This is a genomic window from Bacteroidota bacterium (assembly GCA_013360915.1).
Taxonomy (GTDB): Bacteria; Bacteroidota; JABWAT01; order JABWAT01; family JABWAT01; genus JABWAT01.
Genome location: JABWAT010000010.1, coordinates 76,220 through 102,544 on the forward strand (window position 1 = coordinate 76,220; position 26,325 = coordinate 102,544).

The window sequence follows — 26,325 nt, forward strand, 5'->3', positions numbered from 1 at the left end:
AACAGGAGATTGGGGTTACTTACGTAAAAAGGATTGATAACAGACGGGTCCTGACGTATTTTTAAGGTTCATCTTAAACAGGAGTCTCTGGCTTATGGCCACAATGAACAAACTGCGTTCCTCCATGCCGACAATCATCTGGATCCTGATTCTGGCATTTGTTGCCCTGATTGTGTTCGAATGGGGAATGAGTTACAACGGTGGTTCACTGTTCAACCAGATGGGGGATCTGGGTACAGTGAACGGCGAAAAAATCGACCGCGAGCTTTACAGCACCACTATAAACAATTATACCACGAATTATCGTCAGCGGGAAGGTAAAGACCCGGATGCAGGGACCACACAGGCCATTGAGGATCAGGCCTGGAACGATCTGGTCAACCTGATTCTGATCAGACAGGCCACCCGTGATCTGGGATTAACCGTCACCACCCAGGAAATTTATGACTGGGTAACCGGCGATAACCCTCCTCCTTTTCTCCGTCAGTATTTCACCGATGAAAACGGGATGTTTAACCGTCAGGCTCTTCAGGAAGCAATCGGGAATCCGCAAAACAGTGAGAACTGGCGGCAGCTGGATGAGCCACTGAGGTCTCAGCGCCTGAATGACCGCTACCTGAACCTGGTATCGGCTTTTGCCGTGATCTCTCCGGCCGAAGTCAATGCGAAGGTCATTGGCGATAACAGCCGGGCTGAAGCCTCCTATTTGTTTTTCAACAGTGCGCTGATTGCCGACAGCCTGGTCACGGTGACCGAATCGGACATCAAAGACTTTTATGAAAAGAACAAGGAAGAGTTTAAGAAAGAGGAAACCCGCAAAATCCGTTACACGGTTTTCAAGATGCTTCCTTCCCGCGAGGATTCCGCCAACATCGCTGCCGAAGTGGATCGGATCCAGCGTGACTTCATGATTAACACCAACGACAGCGCCTTTGTGACCCGTTACAGTGATGCACCGTACACCAGCGGATGGGTATCCCGGGGTGACATGACCGACTCCCGCAATGTGCTTTTTGATGCCGCTCCCGGTACGGTCACCACCCTGCAGGAACCGGACGGTTACCACATCCTGAAAGTTCAGGAAAAACGGTTGGCCGAGAAGCCAAAATTCCGTGCCCGGCACATTCTTTATAAAGGGACCTCGAAGGAAGAAATCGCCGACGCCATGAAAAAGGCGGCCGACCTGAAGAAGAAGATTGCAGCCGACCGGCGTCCGCTGGAAACGGTTTTTTCTGAGTATGCCAGAACCGAATCTCAGGATGGATCGGCTCCCAACGGTGGCGATCTTGGCTGGTTCAGTGAAGGTGCCATGGTTAAACCTTTCGAAGAGGCTGTTCAGAAAGCCCGCCTGAATACGCTGGTGGGTCCGGTTGAAACCCAATTTGGTGCTCACCTCATTTTAGTGACCGCCAAGGATCAGACCGAAATCAGAGTGGCCGATGTCTTCCGTCCGATCAAACCGCAAGGCAAGACGGTTCGCGCCATTCAGACGTTTGCAGAAGATTTTGCTTTCATGGCCGGTGAAGAAGGATTCGAAAAAGAGGCCGAAACCCGGAAACTTGAGTTTGCCGACTCCCCGCTCATTGAACGCCGGTCGGTCATTCCCGGTCTGGACTATTCCTCACAACTGAGCAGCTGGATGTTCCGGGCTGACAAGGATGATATTTCCGAGGTGATTACCATCGGTGACAATCTGGTCGTGGCCAAGCTGACCGAGATTTCCCCTGCCGGTTACCAGGAACTGGATGAGCAGCTGAGTCAATCTCTGCGTGCCCGCGTGCTTCGCGAGAAGAAGCTCGAGTTTGTGTACAATCAGGCCACGGAAGTCCGTGAAGGGTTGACAACCGATCTGGCTGCAGCCACAACCAGGGATCCGAAGCTGGTGGTGGCCACCACCAATGAGTTCACACTGAACGGCATTCCTTCCGGCGTTGGCCGTGATGGTGCTTTCAACGGTGCTGCCTTTGGTCTCAAAGAAGGCCAGATCAGCGGGGCCATCCGTGGTGAGCGTGGTGCTTACATTATCCGGCTGAACAAACTGACCCCTGCTGACCCGGCCAATCTCGAAGGCCAGCAGAAACGTGTGGCTGATCAGTTGAAGAATCAGCGTCGCAATGAATTGTCGAACGGATGGTCGGAAGCATTGAAAAAACAAGCCGACATTAAAGACAGCCGCGCCGACGCCCTCGGACTCTGATCGTTAACCGGTAAACCAAATGACGGGGCAGTGGCATTCATCTCCACTGCCCTTTTTTTTATCCAGAATCTTATGACCGACTTCCGGGGATTTCCGTTAGAATATCACGATGTGTCCGTGGCCGGACGTGATTTCCGGTTTGCCATGGTCCGTAACGCGTGGGAACTGCTCGACAAGATCGATCCGGATGAGTTCAGGGAATCGGAAAAAATGCCTTATTGGGCCGAAATCTGGCCGGGCAGTCTGGTGTTAAGCAGTTATCTGGTCAGTCACATGGCCGACCGGACGAAATCTGTACTCGAAATCGGAGCCGGCGTGGGTGTCACTTCGGTGGTGCTTTCCTCCTTCGGATTCACCTGCACAGCCACTGACTATGATGAAGATGCCATCGAGTTCATGAAATTAAACGCCTCGCTGAACCAAACCACCATCGGCACCCGCTTTCTCGACTGGACCCAACCGCCAGCCGATCTGAAAGCCGATCTGATTGTGGGATCGGACATTATCTATGAGGTCAGAAACCTGCTGCCCATCCTGGATGTCGTCCGGCGTTGTCTGAATCCGGGTGGTGCGTTTTACTTCTCAGATCCGGGACGACGTCCCATGGATCATTTCAGGGTGTTGGTCCGCGAGGCAGGTTACCACCTCAGAGAAGTCTGGTCAGAACCCTTCCGGTTCAGGCATGCCACCCCAACTGTTTCCATTTATCAACTGACGGTAACCTGATCATGCCGCTTCCAGACCGCATCTATCTGACCGGATTCATGGCTGCAGGAAAGAGCACCATCGGGCGCATTCTGGCAAATACCATCGGTTACGACTTTGTGGATCTGGATCACCGGATTGTTGACCAGACCGGTGAGTCGGTGGTAAGTCTGTTCAAAACCCGCGGCGAACAGGCCTTCCGGCAGCTCGAAACTGACACCCTTCATTCTCTCTCCGATTCTAAACGATTGGTTGTTTCACTGGGAGGCGGCACAGTTTGCTTCAACAACAATCTGGAATGGATTCTGGAGAACGGTTTTCTCGTTTACCTGAAAGTCCGCCCCAGACAATTGCTTTACCGGATCAGGGCCAAACGCGACCGCCCCATTTTTCTGGATGAGCAGGGGAACCTGCTTCCCGATCACGAGATCAAAAGAAAAATAGACCGGATGCTGGCCGACCGCTGCCCTTTCTATGAAAAGGCACACCTGACACTCGAAACCGATCAGCAACCGGTCGGACAGGTGGTGGACTGGCTGAAGGAGGCAATCGAACAATGGTCCCCCGGCATGCCACCCGTGACCCTGACTCCCTTTTCAAGACGTAAATTCATCCGGTTCAGACGCTCATGACTGATCAGTTACAATACCGGCACCGGGCCGGCCACACCCGGATTGTCATCGGCAATGGCCTGAACATTCCCGGCTGGCTGCGGCAACATTTTTCAACCCGACTGGTGGCCCTGGTCGATTTCCAGTTGCAGTCCGTTCTTTCCCGCACCCATCCGGGACTTCTCGAATCCTTTGATCTTGTGATCGAATTCCCCGACGGAGAGCAATCGAAATCGTTCCAGACCTATACCGACATCATCACCCGGCTTTCCGAAGCGGGAGCGGACCGTCAGACCGTGCTGGTTGCCATAGGTGGTGGGGTCACAGGTGACCTGACCGGATTTGTGGCGGCCACCTATCTGCGGGGAATCCGGTACATTCAGGTCCCAACCACCCTGCTTTCTCAGATTGACAGCTCCATTGGAGGAAAAACCGGAATCAATCTGGATACCGGCAAAAACCTGGTCGGCGCTTTCTGGCAACCCGATTCCATTCTGGTGGATACACGGTTTCTGTTGTCGCTTCCCGACGCTGAAGTACTCTCTGCCCTGGGCGAAATGCTGAAGTACAACGTTCTTTTCGATGCGGAGGGATTTAATGATTTCGGCAGCTGGATTCTGAACCATCCGCCGATGACTCTTCTTTCCACCGACTTTGACCGGCTCACGAACTGGATTTCCCGTTGTATCGGATTTAAAACATCAATTGTGGAAGAGGACGAGTTTGAATCGGGACGGCGCGCCCTTCTGAACCTGGGTCATACCCTGGGGCACGCCCTCGAAAAAGTGTACGTCTACCCGGCCCTTCGTCACGGCGATGCCGTCACCATTGGCACCGCTTTTGCCACGCTGCTCTCCCACCGGCTGGGATATGCAAACCGGGAAACCGCCGACCGGGTGCTTCAGATTGCCAGACGGATGATCGGCTCCCTTCCCGATGACGGAAACTGGGATTCCACCCGTTTACTCGATTATATCTCACGGGATAAGAAAAAGAAGGATCAGGCCATCCGGTGGATTTTACCTGTGCGGCCCGGACATTGTGAAATTGTACCGGTAACCGACCCCAACCTGATCGGCACCACGATGAAAGCATTCACGGATGAATGGAACCGGTCTGAATAGTCTGATTCTGGCCGGATTCCTGATTCTGGCCGTCCTTCAACCGGCAAGCGCACAGATCAGGGCTGTGTGGGTTGCCACCGCCCACCGGATTGATTTCCCGAAAACAAACGGAGCAGCGGCTCAGCAAGCTGAATTAAAAGCCCTCATGTCCGCTGCCCACCAATCGGGCATCAACACCTTGATTTTTCAGGCACGCGGAAGAGGTGATGCCTTTTATCAATCCGAGCATGAACCCTGGTCCGAAAGCCTGACCGGAACCCTGGGTCAGTCCCCCGGCTGGGATCCGCTCCAGATGGTTCTGGCTGAAACCACCAATCATCCCATGCGGGTGATTGCCTGGTTCAATGTATTTAAAGTGGCCGATGCCACCTCACAAACCCGTTCCGCCAGCGGACTCCGGCATCCGGCCGAAGCCAATCCGGGTTGGATATTACGAGCTGGTGGTGAGAGTTTTCTGAATCCCGGCATTCCGGCAGTGAGGGATTATCTGGCGCGTGTGGCGGCTGATCTGGTCAGGCGGTATGCCGTTGATGGAATTCAGCTCGATTTTATCCGGTATCCGACCACCCGGTTTGATGATGCCTCGACCCTGAAAAAGTACAAGGATCCCTCCCAATCCGCCGCCGATTTCAGACGGTGGGCCGTTTCAGAAACGGTTCGTCAGATCCATCAGGCTGTGAAAGCCATCCGCCCCGGCATTGAAGTCAGCGCAGCTCCCTTGGGAATCTGGAAATCCATTGACGGGGCCAGGGGACTTGAGAGTTATCACGAGGTTTTTCAGGATAGCCGCGGATGGACCGCCGCCGGCTATCTGGATGCAATTTATCCGCAGATTTACTGGCCTGCAGGAGGCATTTCCGATGGCGTGAATCCGGGTCCGGCACCCGATTTTAACCGTCTGATTGATGATTGGGTGGCCGGGTGCCGGCCGGTCCCCGTCGTTGCCGGTATCGGCATTTATAAACCACCGGTACTGGCGCAGGCCGATCGTCTTGAATCCTATTCCCTTCAGGCTGGTGCTGCCGGCGTTGCTTTCTACTCCTGGTCTCAATTCATCAACATGAAACAGCCTGCCCGGCAAGAGACAAAGCCAACCCTACCACCGGTGACCAGCAATCAGGAGCCGATGGCAGCGGTGAGTCTGCACCGGCTGAGCAAATCTCACGTTTTCCTGGTCTTCCGGGAGGGACGTGAAGAACCGGTCACCATCCGGTTCGCCGATCCCGGCGGGTCCGTTTTGGAGGAAGTGAAAACCACGGGCGAATCCAGCCGGCTGTTCACTGTACCTGCCGGCACTCAGCGGATCAGAATTTTCACAAAAAAAGAAGTATTATTAACCGAATCAGTCTGGAAATAAGCATGGTACCTTTTCAGGAAACACGATTGTTTGACTTGTTCGAGCGGATGAAAACCTGCCGCGTGGCCGTTCTGGGCGATCTGATGATTGACCGGTATATCTGGGGAGATGTCACCCGGATCAGTCCGGAGGCCCCGGTCCCCATTGTGGAAGTCACGCAGGAAAGCGCACGGCTTGGCGGAGCCGCCAACGTTGGCAATAACATTGTCTCGCTGGGAGGCAGCTGTTTTCTGGCCGGAGTGGCCGGTGCAGATTCCAACGGCGATGCCCTCATTTCCATGACCCGTGATCTGAGAATCAATCCGGCAGGTATCGTCCGGGATCCGGACCGGATGACCACCGTCAAAACGAGGGTCATTGCACACCAGCAGCATGTGGTGCGGATCGATCATGAACATCGTCACCCCATCGGGGAAGACGTGGCCCGGCGGCTGCTTTCCTCACTGGAGGACCTGATGCCGCAACTCGATGCCCTCATTCTGGAGGATTATAACAAGGGAGTCATGACGGAAACCGTGATTCGGGGTGCCATCGACTCGGCCAACCGGCATGGAAAACTGATTATGGTCGATCCGAAACTTTCCAATTTCTTTGCTTACCGTGAGGTAACGGTTTTTAAGCCAAACCTGAAGGAAACCAGTGAAGGTTTGGGTCGTAAACTGCGGACCGACGCCGATGTGGAAGAGGCCGGCCGGGAATTGCTTGCCCGGCTGAATGCCAGACATGTACTGATTACCCGGAGTGAAAAAGGCATGTCTCTGTTTTCATCGGATGGATCTGTTCAGCACGTTCCCACACGGGCCAAACATGTGGCCGATGTGTCGGGTGCCGGTGATACAGTGATCGCCACCCTGACCATGGCCATGGCTGCCGGTGCATCGGTGGAAGAAGCAGCCACGCTTGCCAATCTGGCCGGAGGGTATGTGGTCGGCGAAGTGGGGATCGTTCCGGTCACTCCCGATGCCATTCTTGAATTTGGAAGGAAAGTACATGGTTGAACCTGGCCGTATTCTGAGTCTGACCGAGTTTATTCCGATCAGAAAACAACTGAAGGCAGAAGGACGCAAACTGGTTTTCACCAACGGCGTCTTCGATATTCTCCACAAGGGACATGTTGAGTATCTGATGAAAGCCCGTAACCTCGGGGATGCAATGGTCGTGGCGGTTAATGCCGATTCATCGGTCAGGCGGATCAAGGGAGATAAGCGGCCGATCAACCCGCAGGGAGACCGGGCTTACCTGCTTGCCGGTCTCCGTTGTGTGGATTATGTGGTGTTTTTTGAAGAAGACACCCCGGCCGCCGTCATTGATGCCATCATTCCGGATTACCTTGTCAAAGGGGCTGATTGGGACATCAGCAAAGTGGTCGGGCGCGAAGTGGTCGAAGCCCATGGCGGACGGGTGCTCACCATTGAACTGACTCCGGACCGTTCCACCACCAATGTGATCGAAAAAGTGATCCGCGTTTATACCGGAGAGTAATGTGGCCCGTCGGCTGATCCGTTTTCTGACCTACGCAGGACTGGTGAGTATTTACCTCATCCTGACCCTGCTGTTGCTCGGTCTGATGATCAGCCAGACAGATTGGTTCCGCGAAAAGGTCAGGCAACGTGTCGAACAGGCCGTTAACGAATCCATTCACGGTCGTCTCACCATCGGGGCCGTTTCGGGCAATTTTTTCTCCCGGCTTTCCATCCATGACATTTCCCTGACCGGTCCCGATTCACTCCCTGTCCTTCAGGCAAAAGAGCTCAAAATCAGATACATGCCCCTGTTTCTGGTTTTCAACAACCTGTCTCTTTCAGAAATCAGTTTTATCGATCCCGGGTTTACCGTACTTGAAGACAGTCTGAACGGATGGAACCTGTCCAGACTGACCGATGCGACCGCAGACGATTCCACAGACTCGGAACCCCTGGATCTGATGCAATACCGGATCCGGGTGGGTTTGCTTCGTATTCAGAACGGAACCGTGCGGTTCAGAACAGCCGATGGCGGACCGGACAGCCTGGCCCTGCTGAACCGGTTTAACTATTCCGATTTTCACTTTACGAACCTTCATTTGCGATCCTCACTGACCTTCCGTCCTGATGCGGTATCCTCCTTTAATATTCACGATTTGTCGGTCCGTGATTCTCTTTCCGGATTTACCTTGAAACAGTTCAGGCTGCTCAGCCGGTATGATCAGAAGGCGCTCACAGCTGATTCTCTGCTGGTCGAAACCGGAAATACCCGTCTGAGCGGGTCAGCCCGGTTCAGTCTGCCCGATTTTTTCCGGTTTTCACCCGGATGGAGCGACCGGATTCCCGCCACCCCGTTCGAAGCCTCCATCCGTCTCGATCCGTTTCATTTTAAAGACCTGACCACATTTCTTTCGGTTGTCGACATGGTTCACGGACCTGTCCGGCTTGGAGCGCTGGTCCGCGGAACGCTTGATACGCTGACTGTAAAATCGGTCACTGTCGGACTCGGGGATTCCACACGGCTGGCCATAGACGGAACGATTTACCATCTCACCGACATCGACCGGATGTCATTTGATCTGAATCTGCTGCCCTCCACCGCGTATTCATCCGATCTGTCCGCTTTGCTGAAGACCCTTCCGCTCCCCGATTTCCGCAGAGCGGGATTGGTTAACCTGTCAGGAGCCTACCGTGGCAATCCTCTCAATTTCTCGGCAAGGATTTCTGTTGACAGCGAATCGGCCGGTTCAGCCACCGGATCGGTTTCGATGGATATGACTCAACCGGTTACCCGGTATCAGGGAACGGTTCAGGTCCGGTCGGTTAATCCATCCGGATGGCTTGGCGGAAATCCGGCCCTGGATGGGGACATAACAGGAGTGGCCTCCATCGGAGGAGAAGGATTTACCATTGATGATATTCAGACGAAGGGATCGGTCCGGATTTCTGACTCACGATGGGGTAACTACCGAATTGACAGCCTGACCACCACGTTGAACGGCCGGCCGGGTGAACTGGATTATCTGATTCGTCTGGTTACCAATGCAGGGACGCTTGCAGCGGATGGTTTCCTCATTTCAGATGAGGGCATTCTGAGAAATCATGGTGAACTGTATCTGGACCAGCTGAACCTGAACATGCTGGTTCCCTCTCTGGCAGTGACCTCCATTTCGGGAGAAACCGCTGTTGACATGATGTTCTCTGACACCACCGACATCAGTGCCACCGCCTTTTTCAGTGAATGGGTGATCGGCGGGTACGACTTTGGCACCTCCAGCCATGACATTCAGTTTTATAATATTCGTGGGGAACGTTTCGATCTGTCATTGCTGGGTTCCTGGCTGAACATTCAACTGCGGGGTTCCCAGGACATTGATTACTGGGTTCAGCATGGTCTTGCCACTCTCGAATCGATTCCCCGCTGGATGGAATCCGACTCAGTTTCTGAGTCTGAAACACCCGCACCCGGATGGCTGACTCCGGCCGATCTGAACTGGTCCTGGACCATCAAATCGGTGATTCCGGTGCTGAGTCTGGTCAAAGCCCCCATGATTGCGGTTGCAGGAAAAGGATCGGGGAAAACAACGGTACGCGGAGGTGAATCACTGGCCAGTCTCGATATACGGCTCGATTCGCTTCAGATTGAAAACAGCCTGAAAATTAAAAATCTCGGAGTGATCGGATTGCTCGACTCCATCAACATTGTGTCGGCACTGAGGCATTCCATTGGTTCGCTCACCTTCACCGCCGACCGGATTGAATCGGTCAACCGGAACTGGGGCCAGGCCGACATTCTTCTGTGGCTGAATAACGGAACCATTTCGGTTTCTTCTGAACTGAACGATCCCACCGGATTGGTTTCTGGTTTATTTGATTTTGACCTGACATTTCAGCCAGACCTGATTCAGTTGAATCTGATCCAGTTTGTGGCCAAGCTGAAACCTGGTGACTGGGTTCTCGAAGATATCTGCCCCATCACTTTCACCGGTAAAGCACTATCCATCGACAATTTCAGGTTATCCAGTCCGTATGGTCTGGTCAGCATTTCAGGCGGACTTGATGAGGATGGAAGTGATCAATTGCGGATCGAAGGATCAGGAATCAGCCCGTCCCGTCTTGTTTCTGCATTTAGCAATGACCTGACGGTCTTTCCGGGAGGAACGGTTTCCTTTGCTGTGGATGCCATCGGGACTTTGCAGAATCCGATGGTATCTGCAACAGCCGCGTGGGACCAGATTTCCATGGGAAAAACCATCTATGGTGACCTGAGTGCATTGGCCTCGGTCGATGGTGGCTATCTCACTTACGATGCCAGGCTGACCGATCCATCCGACCGGACGGCGTTTGTGTCCCGCGGATTTTACCCGGTTCTTCCTGCGGTTATTCCCGATGAATCGAAGCGGAATCAAATGCGCGCCGATCTGGAAGCCCTCGATTTTGATCTGAGTCTCTTCCAGAATCTGATTCCCGGCGTGAGCCAGCTGAAGGGGCTGCTTCGGGCCCGGCTGACGGTAGCCGGTTCAGTGGAAAAACCCAACCTTTCTGGTGAAGTAGGCTTCACGGATGGTCAGGTCCGGCTGACTTCCACCAATGTCACTTACCGGAACATCAGCGGGTCGGCTGCCATTGCCAATGACATCATACGGATCAGGTCCATCGATGCCTGGAGCGGAGAGTCGGGCCAGGCCAAGTTGTACGGTTCCTTCCGTCTGAAAAATTATCTGCCATCCAATGATTTGAATCTCACGCTGGTCCTGAATAACCTTCCGGTCCTGAACAAGACACCATCCCCATCTGAAATCTATTACGGAGCGGTGGACCTTACCGGAACGGTGACACTGAAGGGCAGTTATGAAAAATCCGCGATCAACGGGAATGTCCGTATCCGCCGGGCCGCCCTCACGGTGGTAACCGCCACAGCCAACCAGCGTACCGAAAACGAGGACAGTTTCATTTCGTTCGTCAATCAATCCGACCTGCGCCCGACAGGGGAGGAAGCAAACGGCACCACGGGGAAAACAGAAACCATCCGTTTCCCGCTAAAAAAGAAGGAAAAGGGATTTGCTTCGGGGCTGAGTGCCTTTTTACAGGTGGATGCCAGCCAGAATGCCTACCTGACCATCATTCTTAACCGGGCCACCGGTGAACAGCTTCAGACCGAGCTGAATGGAAATCTGACCATTCAGTACCAGAATGAGGACCTGACTGCCAATGGCGCACTCAATGTTAATTCAGGATTTTACAACTTTTATACCACTCAGTTTCAGGTCGAACAGGGTGGTGCCATCTCCTGGACCGGCGATCCGGTAGCTCCCGAACTGAATCTGGTTGCCAAAACGACCATCAGCCGTTTCATCAATACCGATCCGGCAAAACCCGTGAGCGAAAACAATGTGATCAGTCTGGGAATCAAAGGCGCTGTTCAGGAACCGGTTCTTTCCTATGACATTGTTTCCACCCGGACCACCGAGGAAAGTGAACTGACCCGTTCAACCCTCACTGATCCCGCCATGAAGGACAAGGCGCCTGCCAACATCATCAGTCTGCTGCTGATCGGTCAGTGGTTATATGATCCGTTCACCGAGGGAAGCAACCTGCAGTTTAACCTTCAGGATGATATCACCAGCACCACCCTGAATGCCGGATTCGGCGTTCTGAGCAACCACATCGGCCGTTTTCTGGGCGGTGTGGATAACAAAATCAGGTATGTGAACTTCAAGGTGGATAATCAGGGAGGAAAGGCCGAAAACATCGGTGGAACCTTTGTATATGACATATCCGAAAACTGGTCATTCACCGGCGGTCTCAGTTACAACCTGTCGGATGAACGCACCAATCTGACCGGTCAGACCTCGGCAAACCGGCTGGGCCTCAGCTGGCGTCTCGAGAACAAACTGACCAACAGTCTCAGCTGGGATATTTTCCAGAATTACGATCCATATACGTTCGATACCAACGAACAGATCGTCAGGGGAGTATCTTTGTTTTACCGCACCAATTTTTACCGCTGGGCCGATTTATTCCGCCGGCAAGAAGAAAGAGATCCGATCCGTGAGCGATCCGAAAGAGAAAATCAGACTGGAAATCCTCCGGTTCCTTGAAGCAAAATACCCGAAAAGCTACACAGCCAGCCAGGTCACCCGTGCATTGGGCCATCAGCCCAAACAATTTGAACGCCTGTTCAACGATCTGTTAAACGAACTGGTCCAGGCCCGCAAACTGGAGCGCCGCAAAGGCAAAACATACAGTTTCATGGTCCCCGATACCATTATCGAGGGGAAACTGATGGTTACCCGGTCGGGAACCGGCTTTGTTCGAATGAACGAGGAAACCGAGGTGGCCATCTCGGAACGGAATCTGCTCACCGCCTTCCACGAAGATCTGGTTCAGGTACAGGTCTATCCGAAACGGACAGGTGACCGCACCGAAGGCCAGGTCATCCGGGTGATTGAGCGGGGCCGCCAGACCTTTGTCGGAACCATTGAAAAACAACGTCACTTCCATGTCTTTGTTCCTGATGACCCACGGATCCACCGGGATTTTTATATCACCAACCGGAATCTGAACAAAGCCAGACCCGGAGACAAGGTGATGGTTGCGCTTGAGGAATGGACCAATCCGTTTATCAACCCGGAAGCCCGTGTCACTGAAATTCTGGGGAACAGCAAGGATCTGAAAGTACAGGTCATTTCGGTTGCACGCGGATTGAATCTGGATGACGCTTTTCCGGCCGCCATTGAAAAAGAAGCTGCGGACCTGCCCGGAATCCGCCCAGAAGACCTGAGTGGACGCGAGGACTGGCGTGATCGTCTGGTCATCACCATCGATCCTGATGATGCGAAGGATTTCGATGATGCCGTTTCACTCACCACTTTACCCGATGGTCTGCTTGAACTTGGCGTTCATATTGCCGATGTCAGCCATTATGTGGTTCCCGGGGGTGCCATTGACCGTGAAGCACAGAAACGAGGAACTTCCATCTATCTGGTGGATCGCGTGATACCCATGCTTCCTGAACGCCTCAGCAATCATCTGTGTTCACTGGTTCCTCACGAAGACCGCCTCACCGTCTCGGCCATCATCACCCTTACCCCGGCCGGCGCAGTCCGTTCAGCAAGGTTTGCCCGGACGGTTATTCACTCCAAGCGTCGGTTCACTTATGAGGAAGTGCAAAAAATTCTGGACTCGGGAGCCGGGGAACATGCTGATTTGTTACAGGAGATGAACCGGCTGGCACAGGCTCTCCAGAAGCGTCGTTTTAAAAACGGATCCATCGATTTTGACACTCCAGAAGCACGGTTCCGGTTTAATGACAAGGGGGAACCCATTGCCATTGTACGCAAGGAGCGACTGGCCAGTCACCGGCTGATTGAGGATTTTATGCTGCTGGCCAATCAGGTGGCGGCCAGGTCACTGGGTTCATTGAAAACAAAGCATGGCATTCAGGCGGTTTACCGGATTCACGATTTGCCCGATACCGGGAAGTTGTTTAACCTGTCGGCCTTTGTGAAACAATTGGGATACCAGCTGGTCATTGGCGATGAAAAGGAAACAGCCCGTCACCTGCAGAAACTGATGGAATCGGTCAGAGGAACGCCCGAGGAGAACGTGGTACATGATCTTGCTCTGCGCAGTATGGCAAAAGCCCGTTACTCGGCAGATAACATCGGACACTTTGGTCTCGGGTTCAGTGATTACACCCACTTCACCTCACCCATCCGTCGCTATCCCGATTTGCTGGTGCACCGGTTGCTGATCAGGCACATCATCGGTCAGGAGGTTAAGCCATTTTATGGCTACGAGGCACTGGCCGGATTGGCGGAACAATGCAGCATGACCGAGCGAAAAGCAGTGGAAGCCGAACGTGAATCGGTGAAACTGATGCAGGTTGAGTACATGAAAAGCCGGATCGGGGATTCCTTCGATGCTATCATCAGTGGGGTCACCCAATATGGATTGTACGTTCAGGTACAGGACACCCTGGTGGAAGGCATGATCTCCATCCGGGATCTGAATGATGATTATTATACGTTTATTGAAAATGGACATGCCCTTCACGGAGAGCGCAAAAAACAGATTTACCGGCTCGGTGACCCGATCCGCGTGGTTTGTATGAATGCAGATCCGACCAAACGACAAATTGACTTTATCCCAGCCCGCTGAACGGGCGTGTAACCGGAGAGACCCGTATGAATGCATGGCGCAGTTGGCTTTTACTGGCGATCGGTTTTTGGACCACCCCCCTGTCTGCCCAGTTTTATTTTGGACAGAATAAAATTCAGTATCACGATTTTAACTGGAGCTTTATTCAGTCCGAACATTTCGATCTGTATTTCACCGATAACAATTACAAGCTGGCCGAATTTGCCATTAATGCGGCCGAATCGGCCTATGTGAAAATCAGAACCGATTTCAATTATTCGATCAATGCCCGCATCTCCTTCATCATTTACGGGGCACACAGTCAGTTCCAGCAGACCAATGTCATTCAGGGCAATCTGGATGAAGGGATTGGTGGTGTCACTGAACTGTTTAAAAACCGGATCGTCCTGCCCTTTCAGGGTGATTTTCAGCAGTTTGCTCACGTGATTCACCATGAACTGGTCCATGCCGTGATTAATGATATGTTCTATGGAGGCTCGCTTCAGAACGTGCTCTCCTCGGGAATTCAGCTGAATATTCCTCTCTGGTTCAATGAAGGTCTGGCCGAATTCAGCGCACTGGAATGGGATTCGAACACCGATCAGTTCATGCGGGATGCTGTTATTAACAATTATCTGAATCCGATCCCACAACTGTCGGGGTATTTTGCCTACCGGGGTGGACAAAGTGTCTGGTATTATGTTACCCAGAAATACGGCCGCGAGAAGATTGCAGAAATCCTCCAGCGGATCCGGTCGACACGGGACGTTCAGCAGGCCTTCGTCGGTGCCATTGGGCTTAATTACGAAGAGCTGACAGAACGGTGGATGACCGATCTGAAGAAGCGCTACTGGCCCGAAATCGCCGGGCGGACCGATGTGAATACCATTTCGAGGCGTCTGGTTAACCATCGGAAAGATGGCAGCAATTACAACACAAGTCCGACCATCAGTCCGAAAGGAGACCGGGTGGTTTACATGACCGATATTAATCAATATATCGATCTGTATGTTATGTCGGGCCTGGATGGGAAAAGCAGAAAAAAAGTGATCGATGGTCAGCGAAGCCGTGATTTTGAGGAGTTGCACCTGCTTACTCCGGGCGTGTCCTGGTCTCCCGATGGAAAACGGATTGCCGTTGCCACCAAAGCCGGAAATGAAGATGCCATCATGCTGATCGATGTCGATTCAGGAGAGGGCGAAAAAATAACGCTTGGTCTTGATGGAATTTTCAGTGTGGACTGGAGCCGGGATGGAAAACTGCTTGCTTTCCAGGGGCTGAAACACGGGCAATCCGACATTTTCATCTACAATCTTGAAACCAAAAACCTCCGGAATCTGACCAACGATCCCTTCAGCGACATGGATCCTTCCTTTTCACCCGATTCCCGCAAAGTGGTGTTTGTATCGGACCGTCAGTCCTACCAATCCGATTGGCTGGTGTCCTCGGGAACCCGGTTGCACGAACTCGATATACGGGCGAAGGATCTTTTTGAAATGGATACCGAAACGCGCCAGATCAAACGCCTGACCGACACACCCGGGATCGATGAAACCAATCCGGTCTATGTCGAAAGCAATGATCACCTCGTTTACATTTCGGACCAGAACGGAGCCTATAACATCTGGCATTCCAACCTGGTAACAGGAAAGATCAGACCCCTTACCGATTTCCTTCAGGGTGTTCAGCAGTTATCGGTTACTTACGATGGTTCCCGTCTGGTTTTTTCAGCCCTTTCCTTTGCAGGTTACGACATTTACAGCCTCAGCAATCCGCTCGATCTTTCTGTTCCCGGCGATTCTCTTACCCCAAACCAATGGGCCCGGTTCCGAGACTCTGGCAGGAAAGACCTCACCCGGTCCGATCTGGTTCAGGTAATTTCTGAGTCACCGGTGGCCGATAGCATTGCATCCTACGTGTTTGTCCCGGCCAATCCCGACGAACTGAAGGTTTTATCGGCCGATACACTCGATTTTTCCAACTATGATTTATCGGTTCCGGCCAATGCGGCCGAAAGCGGTTATTCCACCGTTTTCGGTACAGCTGAAAGCAACAAAACCGAAACCGGTGATTTCAGGGTTTATGATTACAAACTGAACTTTTCACCCGATCTGATCTATGGAAATGCCAGCGTCAGCAACCTGTATGGAGTGTACGGCCAGACCAATATGCTTTTCAGCGACATGCTCGGCAATCATCAGATCTTTTTCGCCACCAATCTGGTTCTGGATTTGAAGAACAGTGATTTGTACCTGGCCTATTACTACCTGCCCGAACGCCTCGATTATGGTGTTTTCGGGTATCATTCCAGCCGGTATCTGGGTGTGATCAACCGGTTTGGTTTTTTTGATGTGTACCGATACCGCAATTACGGAGGCGGACTGTCCATTGCCTACCCGCTCGATAAATTCAACCGGTTCTCCCTCGATCTGGGATATAGCATTCTCTCACGCGAGAACCTGGAGGATGTCAGCATTCCCATCGAGGAAACCTGGTTTTTTAATCCGCGCCTGCAGTTTATCCATGACACCTCCCTGTGGGGGGTAACCGGACCCGGAAATGGCTCCCGTTACGGTATCCAGTTATACTCCGTCCCCTCTGCTCTGAGTAATAAAGTGAACTTTTTCACCACTTCCTTCGATTACCGAACCTACTTCCGGATAACGGATTACACATCCTTTGCCATCCGGGCAGCAGGAGCCCTTTCCAATGGAGGAACGCCTCAGAAATTCTTTATCGGAGGGGTGGAAAACTGGCTGAATCTGCAAATCCGTAACCGGGAAAATTTTCCGCTCACCACACTCGAGGACTTCGTCTTTGCCGAAGCAGCGCTTCCGCTTCGGGGTCATGATCTGAATGCACAAAACGGGTCCCGGTATGCCATCACAAACTTTGAACTGCGCTACCCCATGCTTTTCTGGCTTCTGCCCGAAGTGGGTGACGATGCCATGGGAACCTTCTTCATGGGAACCCTTTTCACCGACCTTGGCACCGCCTGGTCCGAAGATCAGAAGCTGCAGCTGATGGGAATGAATGAAGAAAAAAACTGGGGTCTGCAGGATTTGCTCGCAGGATCCGGTATGGGAGTCCGTACCTATCTGGCGTACTTCCTCGTACGGTTCGATGTGGCCTGGCGCTGGGATTTCCGTCAATCTTCCAAACCTCAATATTATCTGAGCCTGGGTGCCGATTTCTGATCAGACTTCCCGATGGTTCAGCCGGTTTGGCTATCAGCCGCCGGGAATTGTTGTTCCTGAGTTCCGTCCCGGAACCCGGCTGATGGTGGTCATTCCGGCTTTGGCCGAACCAGAGCTTGACCGCACCCTTCAATCTCTTCATTCAGCCACCCTGCCCGGATTTCCCATCGATATACTGGTGGTTGTCAACCATCCGGAAGGCGCCACTCCCGGGATCATACAACAGTCTCAGGCCAACCTGACTACCTGCAAAGCGTGGGAGCACAGGTGGCAGAACCACGATCTCCGATTGATTACCATCCATGCTCCCGATTTACCTTCCAGACACGCCGGGGCGGGTCTGAGTCGTAAAATCGGCCTGGACCTGGCCGTTCTCATGGCGGATGGCCTTGCCAACCATCAGGTGATTCTCGCGAATCTCGATGCGGATTGCACGGTCTCAGACAATTATTTCATCAGCCTCAGCCAGCATTTTGCCACCGGTGCTCCCGACGGGGCCTCCCTCTATTTCGAACACGACCTGTCATTGGCAGAAGACGGACTTCACCGGCAGTCCATAATTGAGTATGAATTGTATCTGCGATATTACATTCGCGGGTTGCGTTTTGCAGGCTATCCGTTTGCCTTCCACACCGTGGGTTCCTCGATGGCCGTAACCATGGAGACTTATCTCGGATCTGGCGGTATGAATCGGCGTAAAGCAGGTGAGGATTTTTACTTCCTGCATAAAATCATTCCCAATGGACGCTTTACCGATCTGACATCCGCAACCGTCTTCCCTTCTCCCCGGCCATCGTGGCGAGTCCCCTTCGGGACCGGACGAACCATTTCCAATCGGCTGGAAACCGGGAGCACCGACTATCAGGTTTATTCACCTGCCATTTTTAAGGAACTGCGGTCATGGATCTCGGGAATCCACGAAAACGGTCTGAACCCACTCTGGTGGAATGAGTGGGAGCATCACGCCCCGCCCTCAATTGCCACCTTTCTGATCCGGCAGAACTTTTCATTGCGATTAACCACCATTTTCAACAATTCATCCACACCCGGGGCGGCTCTGCAAGGGTTCTGGAGATGGATGGATGGGTTTGCCATGCTCAAACTGGTTCACCACCTTCGCGATGAGGAGCACGGCACCACATCTGTGGAGCACGCCGCTTTTGAGCTGTTAAATCTTACCGGCAAAACCGCGTGCTCCGGTACCGGACCCCTGCTATCCCTTTATCGGGCTCTGGATAAGGCTGCTGAATGGTGAGTATCCGGCCTTAAAACAGAACGTGTTTTCAGGCAGGCGCAGAATATTCCTGTTCAGAATACACCTGGATCCGGGATGGACACAGACTCTGATGGAAAGAACGGACAGCGTCCTTTCAGACATTCTTTGTTTTTTGCGGAAAAACTGCAGGTGATTTCAGATTCAGGGAGGGTATAATCCAGCCGGTCGTTCAGAAACCGGACCGCCGTTTGAATCGCCAGAAAGCTGTCTCGTTTACAACAACGCGGACCGCCTTTGGATGCAATGGATGACAAGGCGGCAGCCGTGAGTTCCTGACACAGTCCCCAGGTCGATTCACTCAGCGGCGTGTTATCCGTCATGATACTCAGTGCAATACCGGTACCGACAGCCGCCCCGCAGGTACCAGTCATTCCGCAAAATCCACCGGGGACCAGCATAGACCGCTGATTGGCCTTGTCGATCCAGCGTGGTAAAGCCGATGGCTGTTTTGTTTGGTTTGCAACCGCTGTGAGAAGGACCGCAGGGACCAGGAAATGGTGTTCGGGTCCATGCAGGTGAATACCGGGCGCATGCATAATACGGTCGGCCAATCCGAGCGGATCTGTTTCATTGGTGGCCAGACAAACACGGCTGATCAGGTCGCGGCCTGAACTGGCATGACAGGCTGAACAGATGAAGTGGTCGTTTTCACACCGTACTTCTGAAAGTTGTTCGGTGCCGCACCAGACACATATCATGGGCGAAAGCCCGGTTTCGTAAACCAGGGCCGATCCGCAGATCAGGCAACCGGAAAGGTGAGTCTCAGAAACAGACATGTGAACCCCTTTTCACTGGTTCACAAATTGCGGAAAAAACGGGACAGGAACCGTTAAGCGATCATTAGAATTCGGTACTCAGTGATCAAACTCTGAGAAATAATCCTTCATGGGCTTGAAATAAAATTCCTTCCAGCCTTTCAGATATTCATCCGCCTGTCCTTCGGGAATTTTTGAGTGACGAAGCGTCAGATGGGTCCCGGTTCCCTTGGGTTCAAAGGTCAGTTCAAGCACAGAATCGGGAGCCCCGTCGGGAAAATCGGTGGTCCGCCAGCTTTGAACAATCCGGCTGTAAGGAATCAGTTCCAGATTGGTCCCATGAATATAGCCATCCCAAATGGTGAACTTCCCGTTTATCTCCGGATCGATTTCGGCATTTGAATCAATAAACGCCCCATGCTCATCGCTATCCATCCACGCGGTAAAAAGAATTTCCGGATTAACTGGAAAGGTTTCAGCGATCACGAAAGTCTGAGTCATGGCGTCCGGTTCCGTTTTCTGGTTGCTGACAGGAAGATACAGAAAAGCGTCAAGATAGGGAAACACGGCCCGGATCAGCCAATCCGGTTCGTATTTTTGCCGGATGAGTGATGATTCCGGGACCAATTACTTTATTGCCCCACAAGTGACACCCGGTGGACTGGACTACCTGCTGAGCACCGGCTGGCGGCATTTCGGACAGGTATTTTTTCGTTATCAGACACATGACTACAATGGGCAGACCTGCCGGGTGGTGCCCCTGAGAGTCCGGCTCGATGAATTTGAACTCTCCGACAGTCAGCGAAAAACCCTTCGGCGAAACCAGGACCTTTCCATCAGAACCGGCCCCACACGTCGCGTTGCCGACCTGGACCGGTTGTTCGATCTGCACAGGCAACGCTTTACCACAGAAGCGCCTGAATCTCTGGATGATTTTTTCCCGACTGAGGATCCGGCCACTTCACCATGCGACAACCAGACCATCGCCGTATTCAATGACTCCACCCTGATTGCTGCCAGCTTTCTCGATGTGGGACTGGAATCGGGCAGCAGTGTTTATGGCATGTTCGATCCTGACTGGTCAAAGCGGGGCCTGGGAATTCTGACCATGCTGGCGGAAATACAAATCTCCATCCAGCGGGGTCTAACCTGGTATTACCCCGGATATGCCTACCTGGAGCCATCGTTTTACGATTACAAGAAACAGTTTTTCGGCCTGGAAGGCTATCATTGGCCGTCTGAGCAATGGGTTCCATTGCCACGGTTTTTCGGAGAAGCAGAGTTTGATCTGGCGATTGGTTCTGCTAAGTAACGGTTGCAACTAACAGGCATGTTACCACGAAGGACATCATGGATTTTTTTGTTTTCAATTTGGACGCAAAGGCGCGAAGTCGCAAAGATTCATTTTGGTCTTCGATACTAGAACCTCAGCGTCCTTTGCGAATTCTTTGCGTCCTTGCGTTTTAATGCCTTTTAACGCAGAGGCGCCAGGGGTAAATACAGGAGAACGCAAAGGGTTTTTATATGGACGCAAAGGCGCGAAGTCGCAAAGATTTTTTTTTTTGTTTTTAATACAAAAACTCAGCGTCCTTTGCGAATTCTGTTTTTAATACAAAAACTCAGCGTCCTTTGCGAATTCTTTGCTGCCTTTGCGTTTAAATGCATTGCGTTTAAATGCATTTACAGGAAAGTGTTACTGAATAATCAGCCAGGTGGTGAAGACTGCCAGGCCCCAGATAAAGACCAGCCTGAGAAGGGTTCGGAAAAAGTCGGTTTCAAACATGGTTTTTTAGCCGGTTTTACGATCCGGAATTGGAACCGGTTTCGCCATTTTCCTTCCCCCCGACAACTGTTTACCGGAAGGAAAAGGGTGATACCAGATTTGACAAAATCCTCCCGGATCTTGCTTTGGATCACCCGTTTGCGTTACTTACCCGGGTTATGAGTTTCTCCTGTCCGCATCTCAATTTCGACGGGCATCTCTGCCTGAAACTGACGGGCCCCTGTTCTCCCGGACGCAAAGGGTGTCAGGTGCAGAAAAAGGTGTCTTTCCCCGCCCGTACTCCGGCAGCTGCTCCACCTCCTTCAGGTCAGGCGCTTAAATCTGAATTTCCCCGCCGGAAGAAACCCTGATTGCTAAATCTGCGCTTGCCGTTAACAGGATTCGTGAAAACCATATTTACAGCTGGTAAGGCGTTTCCTCAACGATAAAAGCCGCCTGATAGTAATTATTCACCGCGGCTACCAACCGCAGTCTGATGTAGTAGGACGAAGTGAAATCGAGAAACGCTCTGAACTCATGCATCGGCACATTGAATTCATCAAAAAGGAGAACATCACCTTTCCTCAGGCGTGTACCAAACTGAGTGAGAACAAAAAGGGTGGATGTGTAAATATCTGCATCGAGATGCAGAATCTTTTGACGGTCATCTGCAAACGAATCCAGAAAACCGGGAAGGGTTTCCTGAAAAGTTCCTTTCAGAAAGACAGCCCGCTGGTCACCTCCCACATCGGGAAAGGAACCATCCGCCGACATGTCACCTGCCTTAAACAGAGTCCAGTCTTCGGGCAACCCGGTAAACGTATCGAAACCAAAAAAGCGGCAGGTTGGCTCTGGCACATTCGACAGCCACCAGCGGAAGGAAACACCCCGGGCGACCCCGAATTCCAGATAGTTGAACGAGGCCTGAGTATGATTTTTCAGCAGATGCTCATACAACCGGTACCGGCGCTCGTAATTGCGGTCGGGCACATAAAAATCGTTCAGCTCCGGCCGGGGAATCTGCCTGACCCATGCCGACAGCCGGGAAAGATAAAACAGGGACAGAGCCGGACCGGTTATCCATGACAACAAACCGTGTAAACGGAGTTTAAGAAAATAGCCTTTGAATTTTCTGGCGGAAAGGATTAAAAATCTCATGGTATGATGTAAAAAAAATTGAATGGTAAATCTATAGACAGGAAGGCGATTGAAAGTGCTGCCCTTGTTGGTCCGAAATATTAAAGAATTGATTCTCTTTGCACAGTTGCGAAACACGAACGGATACATCTGAGGCCGGGTTCGGTTTCTCCAAACCCGCACGAAGGGGACTAAGCTCGCTTTTACATTTTTTTCAAGGGTATCCTTATTTCATCAGAAATAGTTTCTGAACCGAGCGCTGACTACCTGCCTGCACTTTTAACATCAGGATTCCTGATGCATAACCAGACAGATTGATCACCCGGGAGTGGTTTCCTGCAGGCATCCACTCAGAACCAGTTTCCTCGATCAGGCGGCCTGTGAGATCAAAAACCTGCATGGTCACAGGACCCTCTGAAATTTGATTCCATTGAACCGTGGTAGCGGGATTGAACGGATTGGGGTACACCGATACGGTAAAAGATGTCTGGACTTCTGTTGAAGCAGCCGGTCCCTTTTCGACGTAGAAAAATTTCATCTGCCCGATCGATGTGAGCCGACCCTGATCATCATATGACAACTCAAGAACCCCTCTTTTCGGATGAATCCATTTGGTCAAGCGATCACCCTCCCATTCAAAGGATTCTCTCTGGATCTCCGGATTGAATTCATGTCCGTTTTCCAGAATCTCTGAAGATTTCCGGCTGACTGGTCTCCAGTTCAATGCAGAATAGGTCAGGGTTGTTTCCAACCAGGGCACCGACTCTGAATTGTGGTGTGCAAAACCTTTCAACACACTGTTGGTAAACACTTTCTGGCTGGCAGGATAAAACAGATTCAAATTCCGGTCTTCAGTCCGAATGGTTCCCCACACATTTCCGCTCACATCTTTCACGGTCATGAGGGTGGTCTTTTCAGCACCCATCCTGCGAAAAGTATACTCCATCGTCCGATATTCTAATGGCTGACCAGACCGCGACATCAGCGTCCGTCTGATGGCCGCAACCCGTCCCTGTTCGTCATAGGAAACTGAATCCCGAAAGGACCACTCATTTTCATAGCCAGTAAGACAAATTGGGGAATAGCCCCAGCGATTGTTATCCCTCTGTACAAATTGTACAACAATGGGCCGTTTTTCTGAATCATATTCTGCCGACCAACGGATTTCCTCTTGCCCGGATGAAAGACGGGTGACCGACTGAAGTCTTCCATCCTGAAAACGGTGATATGAATCGGTATAAACCACCTCTCCCGCTTCGGCCACTGTTGCAGAAATCAGACTGTCTCGTGAATCATATCGATAAGAGGTTTCGTGTGTTCCCTCCATCACACGTAACAGAAGCTTGGGAGTATCTGAAGCAGGCAGAAAATCGATTCCTGTGTGTTGTAAAATCAGCCGGTCATACGGATTAATCTGAGCATCGGCTGGTTTAAAAATAATGGTTTGAGTCAGGCAGGTGGCCAGAAAGGAAAGAACGAGACTTTGTGATGTCATGATCACTCCAGAAAAGCGGGATGGATCAAAGTAAAAAGAACCTGACTTAACCGCAACCCCTTCATTTCAGGACTATTCCCACCGGACAGTGATCCGATCCCATCACCTGATCGAGGATAAATGCCGATTCCAGCCGGGATTTCAGATCGGGCGTCACGAAGAAATAGTCGATCCGCCAGCCGACATTCCTTTCCCGGCTGTTGAACCGCTGATCCCACCAGGTGTATTTCTCTGGCGATGTATCAAATTGGCGGAACGTATCGAGGTAGCCCATTCCCACATATTTATCAAGCCAGGCTCTTTCTTCAGGCAGAAATCCACTGGTTTTCTGGTTTTCCTTCGGACGTGCCAGGTCAATATCCTTGTGCGCTGTGTTGTAATCCCCGCAGGCTACCACCGGCCGGCCCTGTTTACGCAGGTCTTCACAAATTCCAAGAAACGCATCGTAAAACCGCAGTTTAAACTGAACCCGGTCGTCGCCGCGGCCGCCATTGGGAAAGTAAATATTGAAGAAAACAAAGTCCTCAAAATCGAGCCGGCAGGTTCTGCCTTCGGTATCAAACTCGGCGATCCCAAGTCCGGCCGAAAAGGAAACAGGTTTTTTCTTTGTGTAAACCGCCGTTCCACTGTAACCCTTTTTTTCCGCGGAATCGAAAAAAACATGGTATCCGGGAATTTCCAGCAACTGCTGGTCGAGCTGATCGGGAGATGCTTTCGTCTCCTGAATTCCAAGTATATCGGGTTGTTCCTTCATCACCCAATCGATAAATCCCTTTTTCTGCACTGCCCGAATTCCATTCACGTTCCAGGAGATCAGTTTCATTCCGCATCCTCTTTTTTTTTCAAATATCCGCTAAGGAGTCACCCGTCACAAAATCCGGCCGAAAGATCGGTTTATCCGTCAGCTTTTGTAACTTTAATCCTGCCGGCAAAAGAGTGCATGCCCGGTTTGTGTGACACAATCATCATACAGGGCCACATCTTCCGGCCGGATATCTTCAGATAACCTGAATTTTTTGCAAAGGACCCTTTGTCAGCCTTTTTTACATCCATTGTCGATTATCTGGGTCAGGATCTTCTGGACCGCATCCGGAATTTTATCCGGTTCCTGATTTTTGCCACTGATGGAATCCGGCACATGTTCATGCTGGGTATACAGAGGCAGGTCTCCTCGGTGGTACTCATCCGGCAGATTCTGTTCACCGGTTACGAGGCACTGACTCTGGTTTCGGTCATTGCCATTGCCATTGGCGGGATTATCATCATTCAGGGGCATCTGGTGATAACCGGATTCGCCAATTCAGACCTGCTCTATATCATTCTGGTCTCGGTTATCGTCAGGGAATTGTCTGGCCTGATGACCGCTTTTATCATTATCTCCCGATCTGGAACCGCCATATCCACCGAACTGGGAAACATGTCGGTGAATCATGAGGTTGAATCGCTCACCGCCATGGGAATCTCCCCGATCTCGTATCTGGTTGCACCGCGTGTGTTCGGGGTGGTGGTCTCCATGATCACTCTCACCATTTATTTCAATGTGGCCGGGTTGCTGGGAGGATGGGCCGTCTCTTCCCTGTTTGTCTCGGTTTCAATTGATGACTTCTTTTATAAATTGCTGTCTGAAGTTACCGTCACCGATATGCTGGCCGTGCTCGGAAAGTCCATTGTCTTTGGCCTGACTGTCGGCCTGATCGCCTCCTATCATGGTCTTCAGGTCCGGTATGCCTCCACGGAAGTTCCGCAAAGAACAATCAAATCGGTGGTGCATTCGCTTCTGTGGATGGTGATCATAGACGTGTTATTTGCGCTGGGGTTGTATGTCATCTGACGCCAGTTTTCTTTCCCTCAACTCGGTTACCTTCGGACAGGAATCCCGCCTGCTCATTCAGCATTTTTCCCTGGCCATTGCACGGTCCGGGTTTACCGTACTGTTCGGCGGAACCGGCTCGGGAAAGACGCTGGTCATGAAACTGCTGGCCGGAATTTACCATCCGCATGAGGGAGAAGTTCTGGTGGATGGAATGGTGGTGGGTAACCTCACGCCTGCAGAGTCGACCCGCTTAAAACGACGAATGGGATTTGTGTTTCAGGATGCCGCCCTGATTTCGAATCTTTCCATCAGGGAAAATCTGATGCTTCCGCTGAATCAGCACCTGCCCGACCTGACCATTGAGGAAAAAACCGATCAGATCAAAAACATGCTGACCCGCTTTGGAATCATCCAATCCATTGACCGCCGACCGGCCGATCTCTCTCTGACTCAGCGCCGACTGGCCGGCTGGGCCCGTGCCCTCATGACCGGACCCGATATTCTGCTGGCGGATGATCCCCTCACCGGTATTGATCCCGTTAACCGCAAACGACTCATGATGGAACTGGCTTCCCTGAAGGCAAGCGGAACCACGGTCGTCTGTGCCACACAAAGTCTGATCGGCCTGGATGAACTGGCCGACAAAATTGCCGTACTGGATCACGGAACCTTGATTGATTTCGGATCTCTTGATGATATTCATGACAGTACACATGCCATTACCACCCGTTTGCTGGCCGATGACCGGCAGACTCACATGATTAACCGGACCTGACCGGAGTTTTATGCTT

At 51.9% G+C, this 26,325-nt stretch carries 19 protein-coding genes; 14 read left to right on the plus strand and 5 right to left on the minus strand.

The window, feature by feature from the left end; translation table 11 throughout:
• The first annotated feature begins 94 nt into the window (after positions 1–94).
• From HUU10_11385 to HUU10_11435, 11 genes are all read left to right on the plus strand, one after another.
• Positions 95–2,197: a peptidyl-prolyl cis-trans isomerase gene (locus tag HUU10_11385; protein ID NUQ82201.1), complete on the plus strand. Its 2,103-nt coding sequence runs from the start codon at positions 95–97 to the stop codon at positions 2,195–2,197.
• Positions 2,198–2,269: 72 nt separating this feature from the next.
• A complete protein-coding gene (locus HUU10_11390; GenBank protein ID NUQ82202.1) occupies positions 2,270–2,923 on the plus strand; it encodes a methyltransferase domain-containing protein in 654 nt (217 codons plus the stop codon).
• Positions 2,924–2,925: 2 nt separating this feature from the next.
• Positions 2,926–3,534, plus strand: coding sequence for a shikimate kinase (locus HUU10_11395; GenBank protein NUQ82203.1), 609 nt, complete (start codon positions 2,926–2,928; stop codon positions 3,532–3,534).
• Positions 3,531–4,637, plus strand: a complete 1,107-nt coding sequence (gene aroB, locus HUU10_11400) for a 3-dehydroquinate synthase (protein ID NUQ82204.1) — start codon at positions 3,531–3,533, stop codon at positions 4,635–4,637. The genes HUU10_11395 and aroB overlap by 4 nt, the downstream gene beginning before the upstream one ends.
• Complete coding sequence (locus HUU10_11405; GenBank protein ID NUQ82205.1) at positions 4,615–5,994, plus strand: family 10 glycosylhydrolase; 1,380 nt, start codon at positions 4,615–4,617, stop codon at positions 5,992–5,994. The genes aroB and HUU10_11405 overlap by 23 nt, the downstream gene beginning before the upstream one ends.
• A 2-nt stretch (positions 5,995–5,996) precedes the next feature.
• A complete protein-coding gene (gene rfaE1 / locus HUU10_11410) occupies positions 5,997–6,992 on the plus strand; it encodes a D-glycero-beta-D-manno-heptose-7-phosphate kinase (protein NUQ82206.1) in 996 nt (331 codons plus the stop codon).
• Positions 6,985–7,476: a D-glycero-beta-D-manno-heptose 1-phosphate adenylyltransferase gene (gene rfaE2, locus HUU10_11415; GenBank protein ID NUQ82207.1), complete on the plus strand. Its 492-nt coding sequence runs from the start codon at positions 6,985–6,987 to the stop codon at positions 7,474–7,476. Before rfaE1 ends, rfaE2 begins: the two co-directional genes overlap by 8 nt.
• Before the next feature lies 1 nt (position 7,477).
• Positions 7,478–12,058, plus strand: coding sequence for a translocation/assembly module TamB domain-containing protein (locus tag HUU10_11420; GenBank protein NUQ82208.1), 4,581 nt, complete (start codon positions 7,478–7,480; stop codon positions 12,056–12,058).
• On the plus strand, positions 12,009–14,120 hold the full coding sequence (rnr, locus tag HUU10_11425; GenBank protein NUQ82209.1) for a ribonuclease R: 2,112 nt from the start codon (positions 12,009–12,011) through the stop codon (positions 14,118–14,120). Before HUU10_11420 ends, rnr begins: the two co-directional genes overlap by 50 nt.
• 26 nt (positions 14,121–14,146) lie before the next feature.
• Positions 14,147–17,296: a PD40 domain-containing protein gene (locus HUU10_11430; protein ID NUQ82210.1), complete on the plus strand. Its 3,150-nt coding sequence runs from the start codon at positions 14,147–14,149 to the stop codon at positions 17,294–17,296.
• Positions 17,283–18,551, plus strand: a complete 1,269-nt coding sequence (locus HUU10_11435) for a family 2 glycosyl transferase (GenBank protein ID NUQ82211.1) — start codon at positions 17,283–17,285, stop codon at positions 18,549–18,551. Before HUU10_11430 ends, HUU10_11435 begins: the two co-directional genes overlap by 14 nt.
• Before the next feature lie 53 nt (positions 18,552–18,604).
• On the opposite strand, the gene HUU10_11440 is transcribed toward HUU10_11435, so the two are convergent.
• Together HUU10_11440 and HUU10_11445 are read right to left on the minus strand one after the other, a co-directional pair.
• Positions 18,605–19,348, minus strand: coding sequence for an SAM-dependent methyltransferase (locus HUU10_11440; GenBank protein ID NUQ82212.1), 744 nt, complete (start codon positions 19,346–19,348; stop codon positions 18,605–18,607).
• A 78-nt stretch (positions 19,349–19,426) separates the two neighbouring features.
• Complete coding sequence (locus HUU10_11445; GenBank protein NUQ82213.1) at positions 19,427–19,828, minus strand: SRPBCC domain-containing protein; 402 nt, start codon at positions 19,826–19,828, stop codon at positions 19,427–19,429.
• A 103-nt stretch (positions 19,829–19,931) separates the two neighbouring features.
• On the opposite strand from HUU10_11445, the gene HUU10_11450 reads away from it, so the two are divergent.
• Entirely contained in the window at positions 19,932–20,639 is a 708-nt protein-coding gene (locus tag HUU10_11450) for an arginine-tRNA-protein transferase (GenBank protein ID NUQ82214.1), read from the plus strand.
• A gap of 867 nt (positions 20,640–21,506) precedes the next feature.
• On the opposite strand, the gene HUU10_11455 is transcribed toward HUU10_11450, so the two are convergent.
• The 3 genes from HUU10_11455 to xth form a co-directional block, all read right to left on the minus strand.
• A complete protein-coding gene (locus tag HUU10_11455; GenBank protein NUQ82215.1) occupies positions 21,507–22,247 on the minus strand; it encodes a class I SAM-dependent methyltransferase in 741 nt (246 codons plus the stop codon).
• A gap of 205 nt (positions 22,248–22,452) precedes the next feature.
• Entirely contained in the window at positions 22,453–23,721 is a 1,269-nt protein-coding gene (locus HUU10_11460; GenBank protein NUQ82216.1) for a T9SS type A sorting domain-containing protein, read from the minus strand.
• Positions 23,722–23,782: 61 nt separating this feature from the next.
• Positions 23,783–24,544, minus strand: coding sequence for an exodeoxyribonuclease III (gene xth, locus HUU10_11465; GenBank protein NUQ82217.1), 762 nt, complete (start codon positions 24,542–24,544; stop codon positions 23,783–23,785).
• 315 nt (positions 24,545–24,859) lie between these two features.
• On the opposite strand from xth, the gene HUU10_11470 reads away from it, so the two are divergent.
• Together HUU10_11470 and HUU10_11475 are read left to right on the plus strand one after the other, a co-directional pair.
• Complete coding sequence (locus HUU10_11470; protein ID NUQ82218.1) at positions 24,860–25,552, plus strand: ABC transporter permease; 693 nt, start codon at positions 24,860–24,862, stop codon at positions 25,550–25,552.
• Positions 25,542–26,309 carry an ATP-binding cassette domain-containing protein gene (locus tag HUU10_11475; protein NUQ82219.1) on the plus strand — a complete coding sequence of 256 codons (768 nt, stop codon included), beginning with the start codon at positions 25,542–25,544 and terminating at the stop codon, positions 26,307–26,309. The genes HUU10_11470 and HUU10_11475 overlap by 11 nt, the downstream gene beginning before the upstream one ends.
• Positions 26,310–26,325 lie beyond the last annotated feature (16 nt).